General features: G+C 65.9%; 12 protein-coding genes. 4 read left to right on the forward strand and 8 right to left on the reverse strand.

The window, feature by feature from the left end; all coding sequences use genetic code 11:
• Window positions 1-35: 35 nt before the first annotated feature.
• Both AC5RUW_RS09870 and AC5RUW_RS09875 read left to right on the forward strand, forming a co-directional pair.
• Complete coding sequence (locus AC5RUW_RS09870; RefSeq protein WP_494160524.1) at window positions 36-1,643, forward strand: ABC transporter permease subunit; 1,608 nt, start codon at window positions 36-38, stop codon at window positions 1,641-1,643.
• A complete protein-coding gene (locus AC5RUW_RS09875) occupies window positions 1,640-2,557 on the forward strand; it encodes a sugar ABC transporter permease (protein WP_494160525.1) in 918 nt (305 codons plus the stop codon). The genes AC5RUW_RS09870 and AC5RUW_RS09875 overlap by 4 nt, the downstream gene beginning before the upstream one ends.
• A gap of 113 nt (window positions 2,558-2,670) precedes the next feature.
• On the opposite strand, the gene AC5RUW_RS09880 is transcribed toward AC5RUW_RS09875, so the two are convergent.
• From AC5RUW_RS09880 to AC5RUW_RS09900, 5 genes are all read right to left on the reverse strand, one after another.
• Window positions 2,671-3,345 carry a DUF6318 family protein gene (locus tag AC5RUW_RS09880; protein ID WP_494160526.1) on the reverse strand — a complete coding sequence of 225 codons (675 nt, stop codon included), beginning with the start codon at window positions 3,343-3,345 and terminating at the stop codon, window positions 2,671-2,673.
• Between the two features lie 12 nt (window positions 3,346-3,357).
• A complete protein-coding gene (locus AC5RUW_RS09885) occupies window positions 3,358-4,047 on the reverse strand; it encodes a DUF6318 family protein (protein WP_494160527.1) in 690 nt (229 codons plus the stop codon).
• Between the two features lie 2 nt (window positions 4,048-4,049).
• Complete coding sequence (locus AC5RUW_RS09890) at window positions 4,050-4,445, reverse strand: hypothetical protein (RefSeq protein WP_494160528.1); 396 nt, start codon at window positions 4,443-4,445, stop codon at window positions 4,050-4,052.
• 481 nt (window positions 4,446-4,926) lie between these two features.
• Window positions 4,927-5,790, reverse strand: coding sequence for a DUF6318 family protein (locus tag AC5RUW_RS09895; protein ID WP_494160529.1), 864 nt, complete (start codon window positions 5,788-5,790; stop codon window positions 4,927-4,929).
• A 30-nt stretch (window positions 5,791-5,820) separates the two neighbouring features.
• Window positions 5,821-6,423 (reverse strand): hypothetical protein, encoded by a 603-nt coding sequence (locus tag AC5RUW_RS09900; protein WP_494160530.1) that lies wholly within the window; start codon window positions 6,421-6,423, stop codon window positions 5,821-5,823.
• Between the two features lie 199 nt (window positions 6,424-6,622).
• Between AC5RUW_RS09900 and AC5RUW_RS09905 the strand changes: the two genes are divergently transcribed.
• Complete coding sequence (locus AC5RUW_RS09905; RefSeq protein ID WP_494160531.1) at window positions 6,623-8,224, forward strand: stealth family protein; 1,602 nt, start codon at window positions 6,623-6,625, stop codon at window positions 8,222-8,224.
• On the opposite strand, the gene AC5RUW_RS09910 is transcribed toward AC5RUW_RS09905, so the two are convergent.
• Together AC5RUW_RS09910 and AC5RUW_RS09915 are read right to left on the reverse strand one after the other, a co-directional pair.
• Entirely contained in the window at window positions 8,202-8,978 is a 777-nt protein-coding gene (locus AC5RUW_RS09910) for a gamma-glutamyl-gamma-aminobutyrate hydrolase family protein (protein ID WP_494160532.1), read from the reverse strand. The two genes, AC5RUW_RS09905 and AC5RUW_RS09910, sit on opposite strands and share 23 nt — an antisense overlap.
• 143 nt (window positions 8,979-9,121) lie before the next feature.
• Window positions 9,122-10,795 (reverse strand): catalase, encoded by a 1,674-nt coding sequence (locus tag AC5RUW_RS09915; protein WP_494160533.1) that lies wholly within the window; start codon window positions 10,793-10,795, stop codon window positions 9,122-9,124.
• A gap of 141 nt (window positions 10,796-10,936) precedes the next feature.
• On the opposite strand from AC5RUW_RS09915, the gene AC5RUW_RS09920 reads away from it, so the two are divergent.
• Window positions 10,937-11,368, forward strand: coding sequence for a pyridoxamine 5'-phosphate oxidase family protein (locus AC5RUW_RS09920; protein WP_494160534.1), 432 nt, complete (start codon window positions 10,937-10,939; stop codon window positions 11,366-11,368).
• On the opposite strand, the gene AC5RUW_RS09925 is transcribed toward AC5RUW_RS09920, so the two are convergent.
• Window positions 11,356-12,276, reverse strand: coding sequence for a phosphodiesterase (locus AC5RUW_RS09925; RefSeq protein ID WP_494160535.1), 921 nt, complete (start codon window positions 12,274-12,276; stop codon window positions 11,356-11,358). The genes AC5RUW_RS09920 and AC5RUW_RS09925 overlap by 13 nt on opposite strands.
• Window positions 12,277-12,449 lie beyond the last annotated feature (173 nt).

A 12,449-nucleotide genomic window follows, 5' to 3' on the forward strand; every position in this document is an offset into this window, starting at 1 on the left:
TGGTGCCCCGCCCGCCTGCGCCGAAGGAAGAAATCATGGTCGTATCCGTGGACACTGCCGTCCGCCCCTCAAAACCCGCTCCGCCGCGCCCGCCGCGCCGCGGCCCCGACTCCGTGGCCGGAACTTTGGCCAAAATCCTGCTGCTCGGGCTGGTGGACGCGTTCGCCGTCTACGTCCTGATCACGTTATTCATGGCGGAGAAGTGGCTGATCCTGGCCATCGCCGCCTCGGTCACCCTGCTGATCAACTGGATCTACCTGCGCCGCGGCGGACTGCCCGCCAAGTACCTGGCCCCCGGCGTGCTGTTCCTGATGGTCTTCCAGGTCTTCGTCGTGGCCTACAGCGGCTACGTTGCCTTCACCAACTACGGCGACGGGCACAACAGCACCAAGGATGACGCGATTGCGGCCATCTCCCTCACCGCCCAGCAGCGCGTCCCCGACTCCCCCGCCTACCAGGTCTCGGTCCTGGAACAGGATGATGACCTGTTCCTGCTCGTCACCGACCCCGACGGCGAGGTGCAGCTGGGTGGCAGCGAGGTTCCCCTGGCCGCCGTCGACGATCCGGAGATCGGGTCCGCCGGCAAGGCCGTGGGCGCCGACGGCTACCGGACGCTCGCGTTCAACGAACTGCTCAACCGGCAGTCGGAGATCCTGGCGCTCCAGGTTCCGCTCACCGATGACCTCGACGACGGCACCCTGCAGACCGCCGACGGCTCCAACGCCTACGTCTACAAGCCGGTGCTGGTCTACGACGAGGCAGCGGACACCTTCACGAACATCGACACCGGGACCGTGTACCGCGACGGCGGTGAGGGCTCCTTCGTGTCCGACAGCGGCGAGGCGCTCGCCACCGGCTGGAAGATCAACGTCGGCTTCGAGAACTTCGAGCACGCGCTGACCGACCCGAACCTGCGCGATCCGCTGCTGAGCGTGATCGTGTGGACCTTTACCTTCGCTGTCGCCTCGGTGGCCCTGTGCTTCGGGCTCGGGCTGTTCCTGGCGATCACCTTCAACCACCCCACGCTCAAGGGCAAGCGGATCTACCGGGTCCTGATGATCCTGCCCTACGCCTTCCCGGCCTTCCTGGCCGGTTTGGTCTGGTCCGGCATGCTGAACGAGGAGTTCGGGTTCATCAACCAGGCCCTGCTGGGCGGAGCTTCGATTCCGTGGCTGAACGACCCGTGGCTGGCCAAGGCCAGCGTGCTGCTGGTGAACACGTGGCTGGGCTTCCCCTACATGTTCCTGGTCTGCACCGGTGCGCTGCAGTCGCTGCCCGAGGAGGTCAACGAGGCGGCCCGGATGGACGGGGCGAGCGCCTGGCGCATCTTCCGCTCCATCAAGCTGCCGCTCCTGCTGGTCTCCACCGCCCCGCTGCTGATCTCCACGTTCGCGTTCAACTTCAACAACTTCAACGTGATCTTCATGCTTACCGGCGGCGGGCCGCGCTTCCCGGACACCAGCCAGGACATCGGAGCCACCGACCTGCTCATCACGGTGGTGTACAAGGTGGCGTTCGGTCAGGGATCGGGCCGTGACTACGGTCTGGCCAGCGCGCTGGCCATCCTGATCTTCATCATCGTCGCCGTTATCTCCGCAATCAGCTTTAGGCAGACCAAATCGCTGGAGGAAGTGAACTCATGAGCGCAGCTACAGAGTCCCGTCCCGCTGCCATCCAGCGGGCGCCGCACCCCCGCCGACGCCGCTTCGCCGCGTGGTTCCGCGATACAGGATGGCGTCATCTCGTGGGCTGGGTGACCGCGGCCTTCGCGCTGCTGCCCCTTGTCTATGTGCTGTCCGCAGCGCTGAGCCCCACCGGCACCCTCGTCTCCTCCGGCGGACTGTTCCGGAACGTGGGCCTGGACAACTTCCAGGCGCTGTTCTCGGATCCGCAGAAGCCGTTCGCCCGGTGGTTTATGAACACCCTGGTGATCGGACTGGTCACCAGCGCCGCGACGGTCTTCCTGGGGGCGCTGGCCGCGTACAGCTTCTCGAGGATGCGGTTCAAGGGCCGCCGGATGGGCCTGCTGAGCCTGCTCCTGCTGCAGATGTTCCCGCAGATGCTCGGCGTGGTGGCGATCTTCCTGCTGCTGTCGGGAATCAGCGACATTATCCCGGCGCTGGGCCTGGGCAGCCAGCTGGGCCTCATCATGGTGTACCTGGGCGGCGCGCTGGGCGTGAACACGTACCTGATGTACGGGTTCTTCAACACGGTGCCTCAGTCTCTCGATGAAGCGGCGCGAATTGACGGTGCCGGCCATTTCCAGATCTTCTTCACCATCATCCTGCGCCTGGTCACTCCGATCCTCGCGATCGTGGGGCTGCTGACGTTCATTACGACCACGGGCGAGTTCATGATCGCCTCGATTGTGCTGAACGATCCGGACTCGCAGACCCTGGCCGTGGGGCTGTATTCGTTCGTGGGCGACAACCAGTCCCGCACCTGGGGTGTTTTCTCCGCCGGCGCCGTGCTGGCGGCCGTTCCGGTGATGGCGTTGTTCCTGTTCCTGCAGCGATACATCTCCTCCGGCCTGGTGGCCGGCGCCGTCAAGGGCTGATCCGGCTCCGCGAGGCGGCGTGGGCCGCGGAAGGCTTCGGCTTTCCGCGGCCCTGCCGTTTTAGGGGCCTCGCAGCAGCAGAAGCGGTAAGAAGAGGGAACAGACAGGCCGATTTATTGGCTGACCGTGACAACGTCTTCGGCCGTCCAATTGCCATTTGTGTGCCGGCCTTCAATCATCTGGACGGCAGGCCGGTCGTCACCGGGGTAGGTCGAGAGGTGCCCTTCGGGCGAATGGTATTCCAAGTCGTCCTGCATATATTGGACCAGCACTTGGAACCGCCCCTCCGGTGTTTCGACGAAATTAGACGCCACGCTTTGTATGTTGATGCGTGCCCCAGCCATCCAGTCGTTTCCCGCATATCCTGTTTGCACGGCCGGATAGTAACTGTTACAGGCAACGCAGGCAGGGCCGCTGACAGCCCGGAGAGGGGCTGTATCGCCCGTCTCGTAGCCGTAGTTCGCCAGCGCGTACCAATGCCGTGCAAAGGCTTCCAGCCCCTCCTTGGAGAATTCCTTGGCCTCTTCAGGCATCACCGGAAGAGGGACGTTCTGCGCCGGCCCCTCAGCGGACGCACGAACGTATGCCCCAGGAGGCGAGGGCGCTGCCGTTGCACTGACAGCTGCCGGTCCGGATTCGTCGGAAACAGCACGTTGTGTTCCCGCGCTGGACGTTGAAGGGGGCAGGTCGGATTCCCTGTCGCTGCCAGCGCAAGCGCTTATGCCCGGCAAGAGCGACGCGAGCAGGGCAGCTCCGGCCAGCGACCGAAGCTTGGCACGCCAAACCATTTGAACCCCCGGCTAGTATTCAATCGTGACGACGTCTTCGGCAACCCAGCCAGACCCGGTGTAGGCCGCTTGGATCATCTGGACGGCTGGTGTTTTCCTTCCTGCAGTTGATTCGAGGATCCCGGTCTCGGCATGGAACTCGAGAGGGTCTTGAATCAGCTGAATAAGGACCTGATAACGCCCCTCGTTCGTGGGCGAAAACTTCGTGCCGACGGACATGACCTCAAGCTCTCCTCCCACCAGCCATTTTCCATCGGCGTACCCCCGGTCAATGACCGGATACCAGCTATTGCACGCTGTACAAGCAGGACCGCTGATGTCACGGATCAACTTGGTTTCTCCGCTTTCATATCCGTGATTTACGAGGGCAAACCAATGCCTCGCAAAGGCCTCCAGCCCCTCCTTGGAGAATTCCTTCGCCTCTTCCGGCATCACCGGAAGAGGGACGTTCTGCGCGGGGCCGGCGGCAGAAGCGGGAACGTAGCGGACCGTCGGTGAAGGTATCGAGGATGCGGAGGGACGTCCCGCCGAAGGGCTGGAGGTCGAGCCCCTGGACGAGGACGCCGCGTCAGACGGCCGCTCTTCGGCCCCCACGTCTCCGTCACCGCAGGAGCTGACGCCCAGCATCAGGGACGACAGCAGGACGGCCGAGGTCACTGACTTACCAACGGTTCGACGCACAGAGATGACCTGGCCTTCCATTTTCAGCAGCCGAAGCCGGCTGGATTCACCAAGCAGTTGTCCGCCACGTTTCGGGACTCGGACCGCCAGATACTCAGCAGCTGCGGCGGTGAAGCGACCTGGGCCCGTCCGTCAATGGCGATCATCGGACCGCCGTTGACCGAATACTCGCCGGAGAAGTACGTGGTGACTGAGACCTGGTAGTCCCTAGTGGCGGTGTACACGTGGCTGGTCTGCGTCGGTTCACCCCATCGTTCCTCCGGCAGCGGGCCGCCGGGCACGGGGCTCGGTCCGTATGAGGTGCCGTCGCCGTAGTTCCACTCATACTCGGTCGGCGCGGCCACGATCCGCAGGTTTTGCCCCAACAGGGTCATGTCGAAGACCTGCTCCCGGGCATCCACGAACATGTTGGTGTGCATTCCGACCAGGGAATGCGGTCCGGGCTGAATGACAAGCTCACCCGCCGCGATCGGCCGCTGCTGAAACTCGGAAAGAATGACCGCACGGATCCGTTCTTCCAAGCTTTCTGGTTCCTCCGAGTACACGCAGGTGGGTCCACCGTATGGCAGCCACGTTGCCGGATCAGCTGACTTCAGGCCGCTGTACCACTGCACTGCCGTTCCGCCCTCAGCCTCGTCGCAGCTGAACCCCAAATCCGCGAAGCACTTGATGCTTCCCACGTCTCCTTCAAAACACAGGGCAACAAACCGGAATCCATTCAGTTTGTCAGCTGCGCCTATTGGGACATCGGTATACAGGCCTGACTCCGGATCCTGCTGCCACACACCCGCGGTTACCGAACCGTCGCCGAACCCCCCGCCTGCATTCTTTCCTGCCTTGGCAGTGCCTGACCCCCCGAGGAGTATGCACGCTATGAGCATGAGAGCCGTGCATATCCGGCTAGCGCTGAATAGTGACGAGCTCATCGGTGAACCAGCCTTCTTCTCTATACGTGGCTTCCATCATCTGCACGTATAGCCGATCGTTCCCCGGCTCTGACCCCAGATATTCTTCAGGGCTATAAAACTGCAATGGTTCCTGGGTCATCTGAATGAGAACTTGATAGCGCCCCTCTGGGGTGCGTATGAACTCCGATACCACCGATCTGGCCTCAATCTTTGCACCAGCCATCCAGTCGTCCTCCACGAAGCCTTCTTCTACGACCGGATACCAGTTGTTGCATCCGAAACAATCCGGACCACTGAGCGCACGTACTGGTTGCGTATCACCGGTTTCATATCCGTAATTGAGCAGTGCATAGAAGTGCCTCGCAAAGGCCTCCAGGCCCTCTTTGGAGAACTCCTTCGCCTCTTCCGGCATCACGGGAAGGGGAACGTTCTGCGCCGGCCCGGCGGCGGACGCGGGAACGTATCGGCCGTTGGATGATGAGGAAGGGCCCGCAGCCGGCGTCCCGGGCCCCGGCGCAGAGGCAGACGATGGCCCTGCGGGAGTCGGCGTTGACGACGGAGCCCCGTCAGCCCCCGCTTCGCCGCCAGAGCAGCCGCTGACGGCCAGCAGAAGCGACGACAGCAGTGCAGCCGCCGCCAGGGAGCGGACCTTGTCACACGGAACCATGCAAACCCCCGATGCGGACGGACCGCCGGCTTGGGCGACGGTCAGAGACTGCCGCCGAAGGTACCCGTCTGCGCCGAAAACACCAGCGTGGGCGGGGAAACGACCCTCCCCGGCAGCCGAATTGGAATCCACCCTAAGCCCTTGGGCGCTCCCGCAGTCCTTATCCACAGGAGGAGGTTTCGCCTGCATTCACCGAGCCGGGTTCTGCCGTGCCGGCCCCTACCCGGCGTTCCGCAGGGAGGTGAGCATGCGCAGCACGTCCCGGTACTCCTCCGTCTGCGGATAGGCCGCGGCCTCTTCCAGGAACTCCGGGCTCTCCGGCGGCTGCCCGCTCACGAACTCTCCCATGAACCGCCCGCCGCTGCTCTCGGTAAGGCGGAAGAAGTCGAACAGCCCGCATTGGCCGGTTTCCTCGGCTCCGCTCACCACCGCATAGGTGGCCTTGGACGGCCCCTCCGCCGGATCCACGGAGTGGTACACGAACCGCTGCTGCGTTCCGCCCGACGCGGTCAGGTCGGGCATCGGACGCGCCTCGTACTCGGTGTACTGCGTGGGTTCTGCGGGCGGGCTGCATTCCTGTCCGACGATGAGGCCGGTGTCCAACGCGGCAATAATCCGGCCTGCGCCGTCCCGCACCCTGACGGATACACCGCCGTCGGGATCGTTGGCCAGCGGTTCGACGGCGCTCACGGACCAGTCGCCCGGATATTCGAAGGCCAGCCGCCTGTCGGCCGTGGTGTAGGTGCTCCACTGCGCCGGCTGCGATGCCGCCGACGACCGGTCTTCCTGGGCCGGCGGTGCGGCGCATGAAGACATAGTCATCACGGCAATCAGCACTGCGGCGGCGCTGGTGTTACGGTATCCCACATCGGCTCCCCGGAGATCTCCGCCTCGGGCACTCATGCTATCGGGACAGTACGGGGCATCCCAGACCAACGGCGTTTTCACGCCTGGAGCCAGCTCTTTCACGTGCAGCGCCGCACAGGTCCCTTATTCCACCGGCGCCGCGGCGCCGTGACTGTTGGAGGTTCCGATTACCGACATCTCAGCTGAACACGACGTCTACTTCGGCACGCCGGAGGAAACCCCGGAGGCGGAGGACCTGCAGACCGCTTCGCTCGCCGTCCTCCGCCGGGTCGGTGAGCGGCCGGACGTGGCCAAGGTCAAGGGGCGCCTGACCCTGATGGATACCGGGCTCACCCCGCATCAGGCGATGGTCGAGGACCTGCTGTTCGTCCGCCGGGTGCTCGACGACGCCGGCATCCCCTTCCTGCTCGTACGCGGCAACGACGAACGCCCGGTGCTCGCCGTGGACCTCGGCGCCCGCGGGCAGCTCGCCAAAGCCATGGTCGAGGCCTGCCGCGAGGAGCCCTTCTACTCCCGCAGCGTGGACCGCAAGGCCCGCACCCGTCTGATCGCCGACGGCGAGCTCGCCCCCGCGGAAAGCCGCATCATCCGCGTCTTCCGGCCACGCAGTGTAAGCGGCACCAACCTGGTCTACGGCGCCTCCGCCGGCGTCCAGCTTGAACTGTGGGACCTGTCCGGTGAACAGATCACCCTGCCGGTGGAGAACTCGCTCACCCGCCGCACCCTGCCCGCTTCCGAGGTGGTCCGCGGCACGGTCGAACGGCACGGGCTGATCTGGCCGACCATCGAGAACATGTTCGCCGACCACGCCACCGACATCCGGTTCGACGTCGACCTCGTCTTCTCCTGGGTGGACGGCAGCTCTCCCGAGTTCCAGGCGGCCCGCGCCGCCCGGATGAAGAACGCGGTGGTGGGCGAGGGCGACGATCACGAAGCCCGGTACCGGCAGATCAACGAACTCAAGTACGCGCTGCGCTCGGTGTACATGTTCGCCCCGTGGATCCGGCGGATCTTCATCGCCACCGACTCCCCCGCCCCCGCCTGGCTGGCCGAGCATCCCTCAGTCACCCTGGTCCCGGCGGTCGAGCACTTCAAGGACCCCTCGGTGCTGCCGACCCACAACTCGCAGGCCGTGGAGTCCCAGCTGCAGCACATTCCGGACCTGGCCGAGCACTTCCTGTACTCCAACGACGACATGTTCTTCGGCCGCCCGGTGGGCCCGGACATGTTCTTCTCCCCCGGCGGGATCACCAAGTTCATCGAGGCCAGCACCCGGATCGGCCTGGGCGCCAACGACCCGGAGCGCAGCGGCTTCGAAAACGCCGCCCGGGTGAACCGGCGCCTGCTCTGGGAGCGGTTCGGCCGGATCACCACCCGGCACCTGGAGCACTGCGCTGCGCCGCTGCGCCGCAGCGTGCTGCTGGAATTGGAAGCGGTCTTCCCGGACGAGTTCGCCGCGACCGCCGCCAGCACCTTCCGCGCCCAGGACAACATCTCGGTGACCAACTCGCTGTACCACTACTACGCGCTGCTCACCGGGCGCGCCGTCACCCAGGAGACGGCGAAGGTGAAGTACGTGGACACCACCACCCGTGCGGGTCTGCGCAGCATGGACAAGCTGCTGGCCAAGCGCAACAAGGACATGTTCTGTCTCAACGACGGCTCCTTCCCCGAGGTCTCCGCCGACGAGCGGGCCGAGCGGGTGACCGCGTTCCTGGAGGCCTACTTCCCGATCAAGGCACCCTGGGAGAAGTAACCCGGGAACGCGCCGCGGCCAGGAAGGCCTCCAGCAGGGCCGGGAACTGGCCGGGCGCCGTTCCCGGCGCCTCCGGGTGCCACTGCACCCCCAGCAGCCACCCGGCGTTGGGGTCCTGCCCCTCGATGCCTTCCACCACGCCGTCTCCTGCCGTCGCGCTGACGCTGAGCCCCTGACCCAGCCCGCGGACCGCTTGGTGATGTCCGGACTGCACCGGAACCCTGCCGTCCTTCGCGACCTTTTGCAGGACGGCCGCCAGCAGGGTGCCGGGGCGGACGACGACGTCGTGCGCCGCCATGCCGGCGGTGTCCCTGTCCGTGTGGTCGGCGAAGACCTTGTGCACCGACCCGGGGCCGAGGTCCTCCACCAGGGTGCCGCCGAAGGCTACGTTGAGCAGCTGCATGCCCCGGCAGATGCCCAGGACCGGCAGGCCCCGCTCCGCGGCCTCCCGGATCAGGGCCAGCTCGGCCTCGTCGGCGTCGCGGCAGACGTTGCCGAGGCTGGGATGGCCGGCATCCCCGCCGTACAGCCGCGGGTCCACGTCACCGCCGCCGAGCACCAGCACGCCGTCGAATCCGTCGACGCCGGCGGGTCCGGCGGCGGCGTCGACCTCCACCGGATCCGCGCCCGCCGCAGCCAGCCCCGCCACGGCGGCGGCGGCCAGCCGCCCCAGTTTGGCGGAGAACTGCGGGCTGTGGGACGCGGCGGTCCGGGCCCAGGAGACGGCGATGCGGCGTGCGGGCGAAGCGGCCATGGCCCGAGCCTACTCCGTGCCGCGGCGCGGTTCGAGGCACCGCGGAACGGCGGAAGGGGAACCGGGGAACTGTCCCGGGAGTGTTAACGCCGACGGCGGCGGCCCGCCGAAGCGAGCCGCCGCCGTCGCTCGTCACTCAAGGACTAGCGGGTGACCACCACGTGCTCGTTGGGCACGCAGTGCGTCATGGTGAGGCCCTCGACGTTGCGCGGGCCGTTGTGGCCCAGGTTCTTCATGCGCTCAGTCTCCTCCTCGTTCAGGGTCTGGGTGGCCAGCGGGCCGAGGTCCTTGACCTCGTCCAGGGTGATGCCCAGGCCCTCGCCCACCCGGGCGCCCAGCTCGTCGTCGCACATGTAGAAGTGCCAGAGCATGCGCTCCTGCACTTCGCGCACGGCCTGGGAGATGTTGGCGACGAAGTTGGCGACCAGGTCGTCCTTCTCCCACTGCTCCATCAGCTGGTAGCGCTGGCCGGCCTGCATGTAGTCGTTGGTCCGCTCGATCCGGGCGCGCGTCAGGCGGCCCTGCAGCTCGGGGCCGACCTCGGCCTGGCCCGGCTTCGGAGCCTCCTGCAGCCCGCCGGTGATGTTCGGCTCGTAGTTCACGTGCGGGTTCTGGCCCGGCGCGAGATCGGTGCCGTAGGACATCTGGCCGCCGCGCTGGTTGGTGGCCACCTTCGCGTTCTTGGCCGAGTTGACCGGCAGCTGCAGGTAGTTCGGGCCCACCCGGTAGCGCTGGGTGTCGGAGTAGCTGAAGGTGCGGCCGACGAGCATCTTGTCGTCGGAGAACTCCAGCCCGTCCACCAGCACGCCGGTGCCGAAGGCGATCTGCTCGTTCTCGTTGTGGTGGTCCTGGACGTTGCGGTTCAGGGTCATCGTGCCGACGTACTTCGGCTCGAACTCCTGCTCAGGCCAGGTCTTGGTGTCATCGAGCGGGTCGAAGTCCAGCTCCGGGTGGTCGTGGTCGTCCATGAGCTGCACGTACAGGTCCCACTGCGGGTAGTCGCCGCGCTCAATCGCCTCGTAGAGGTCCTTGGAAGCGTGGCCGAGGTCCTGGGCCTGGATGTTCGCGGCGTCCTCTTCGGTCAGGGACTTCACGCCCTGCTTCGGCAGCCAGTGGTACTTGACCAGCTTGGACTCGCCCTGGGCGTTGACCCAGCGGTAGGTGTTCACGCCGAAGCCCTGCATGTGCCGGTAGTCGGATGGGATGCCGCGGGGGCTGAAGAGGTTCACCAGCATGTGCATGGACTCGGGAGTCTGCGACATGAAGTCGAAAATCCGGGCCGGCTCCTGCCGGAAGGTGACGGGGTCCGGCTTCAGGGAGTGGATGACATCGGGGAACTTGATGGCGTCCCGGATGAAGAAGACACCCAGGTTGTTACCGACCAGGTCCCAGTTGCCGTCCTCCGTGTAGAACTTCACGGCGAAGCCGCGCGGGTCGCGGGCCGCCTCCGAGGAGTCGCGGCCGCCGATCACCGAGGAGAAGCGGATGGCGACGTCGGTCTTCTTGCCGGGCTCCTGGAACAGCTTGGCGCGGGTGTACTTCGAGATCGGCTCGTCGCCCCACTTGCCGCTGGCTTCGAATTCACCGTAGGCCACGAAGCCGCGGGCGTGGACCACGCGCTCCGGAATCCGTTCACGGTCGAAGTGGCTGATCTTCTCCAGGAACTGGTAGTTCTCCAGCGTGGCCGGACCGCGGGAGCCGACGGTGCGGGTGTTCTGGTTGTCGTAGACCGGGTGGCCCTGCCGCGTGGTCAGGTGGTTCGCGGGTTCGCTCTGCCCGGCGTTGGAGGGATTGGGGTTCTGCTCTGCGTCTGTCATCACGTTCTCTCTAAGTAGAGTTTTGAGCTGATCAGGGTAAACAACTGCCCATCTACACTCTTATTGGCGGTTCCCGGGACCGTCAAGTTGGCTGGAAAGGCCGGGCTGGCGCGGCAGGGGGCAACGCTGCACACTGGGAGCATGAGAAACGATGACCTCCCTCCCGTCGTGGAACTCACCGCCGAAGAGTCGTGGAATTACCTCGAGCACACGGCCCACGGACGGCTTGCGGTCAGTGTGCAGAACCGCCCGCACATCTATCCGTTGAATTACGTTGCACGGGACGGCCGCATCGTGTTCCGCACCTCGCCCGGCACCAAGCTCGCCGAACTGGCCGTGAACTCGAACGTCGCCTTCGAAGCGGACGGCATCACCAGCGACCAGGCCTGGTCCGTGGTCGTCACCGGTACCTCCCGGCTGCTGGAGCGCTCCGCAGAAATCGAGGCAGCCGACGCGCTGCCGCTGGAGCCGTGGGTTCGCACATTGAAGTACCAGTACGTGGAGATCCGGCCGGAGCGGATCACCGGGCGGTTCTTCAACCTCGGCCGGGAGCCTGCGCGCTACGACATCTGAGGCGGATAATCCGGCGCACCCGCCATCTGCCGGGGCTCCGGGATCCGGACGCCGGCCCGGTCCAGGCGCCTGCGTGCCTCCTGGGGGCCCACCTGTTCCCCCACGGTCGGCGCCTCGTCGAGCGGCACCACCGAGTGCACCACGGTGTGGTCGTACACGTGCACCATGTTGAAGCCCTGCGCCGCGTCCTGCCCCCGGGTTCCCGGCGTCGCCAGGTCCTGGGTGTAGCAGGTGGCGGAGGCCACTGAGACGGGTATTCCGGCGAAGGTCGCGAACGTCGAATAATGCAGATGGCCGGCAATGATGGCCCGGACATCGGAGCCTTCCAGCGCCTCGGCCAGCCGCTCCTGGTCCCGCAGCTCCACCAGGACGCTGAGGTCCTGGACGCTGGGCACCGGCGGATGGTGCAGCGCCAGGATGGTGCCGTGGGGTGCCGGGACGGCGAGCTCGCTGCGCAGCCACCGCAGCTGCCCGGGGTCCAGCTCGCCGTGGTGGTATCCCGGCACGCTGGAGTCCAGCGTGATGATCCGCAGCCCGTTGACGTCGTAGCTGCGGTCCACCGGTCGCAGGTCCGGCGCCTCCCCGAGCAGCTCAGCCTTGAAGCCGGCACGGTCATCATGGTTTCCCACCGCGAAGATCAGCTGGGCGCCCATCTCCCGGGCCGCCGGCACCACCAGCTCCCGCAGGGCGGCGTAGGCGTCCCGCTCTCCGCGGTCGGCGAGGTCCCCCGTCAGGACCAGGGCGTCGGGGCGCATCTCCGAGTTCCGCAGCCGCTCGAACAGGCGGTGCAGCCGGGCGCGGCTGTCGACGTCGCCGTACAGCAGCCGGTTCTCACCCACCAGATGGGTGTCACTGAGATGGAGGATGAAATGTCGCGGCCGGGGGTGCTCGGCCGGGAGGAATTCCATGGGATTTCCTATTCGTCTCGACAGCTGCGGGCTACCTTCCTCCATGTAAGCAGAAACACATCCGGAAGGCGAAGCAGCGCCGCGGAGCGTGTTCCGCCTGAGGCCTCGTCTGGCGTTTCCGGGCAAAACAGCATTAGGCTCAGGGAAAGAAGCACCCTTACTTTCGAAGGAAG

Source organism: Arthrobacter sp. Y3222053 (genome assembly GCF_059092805.1).

Bases quoted from the DNA above. Each gene is read 5' to 3' on its own strand.
- AC5RUW_RS09900 (WP_494160530.1), bottom strand. From the start codon at position 6,423: ATGACTATGTCTTCATGCGCCGCACCGCCGGCCCAGGAAGACCGGTCG.
- AC5RUW_RS09895 (WP_494160529.1), bottom strand. From the start codon at position 5,790: ATGCAGGCGAAACCTCCTCCTGTGGATAAGGACTGCGGGAGCGCCCAA.
- AC5RUW_RS09890 (WP_494160528.1), bottom strand. From the start codon at position 4,445: ATGCACACCAACATGTTCGTGGATGCCCGGGAGCAGGTCTTCGACATG.
- AC5RUW_RS09875 (WP_494160525.1), top strand. From the start codon at position 1,640: ATGAGCGCAGCTACAGAGTCCCGTCCCGCTGCCATCCAGCGGGCGCCG.
- AC5RUW_RS09915 (WP_494160533.1), bottom strand. From the start codon at position 10,795: ATGACAGACGCAGAGCAGAACCCCAATCCCTCCAACGCCGGGCAGAGC.
- AC5RUW_RS09885 (WP_494160527.1), bottom strand. From the start codon at position 4,047: ATGGAAGGCCAGGTCATCTCTGTGCGTCGAACCGTTGGTAAGTCAGTG.
- AC5RUW_RS09870 (WP_494160524.1), top strand. From the start codon at position 36: ATGGTCGTATCCGTGGACACTGCCGTCCGCCCCTCAAAACCCGCTCCG.
- AC5RUW_RS09925 (WP_494160535.1), bottom strand. From the start codon at position 12,276: ATGGAATTCCTCCCGGCCGAGCACCCCCGGCCGCGACATTTCATCCTC.
- AC5RUW_RS09920 (WP_494160534.1), top strand. From the start codon at position 10,937: ATGAGAAACGATGACCTCCCTCCCGTCGTGGAACTCACCGCCGAAGAG.
- AC5RUW_RS09910 (WP_494160532.1), bottom strand. From the start codon at position 8,978: ATGGCCGCTTCGCCCGCACGCCGCATCGCCGTCTCCTGGGCCCGGACC.
- AC5RUW_RS09880 (WP_494160526.1), bottom strand. From the start codon at position 3,345: ATGGTTTGGCGTGCCAAGCTTCGGTCGCTGGCCGGAGCTGCCCTGCTC.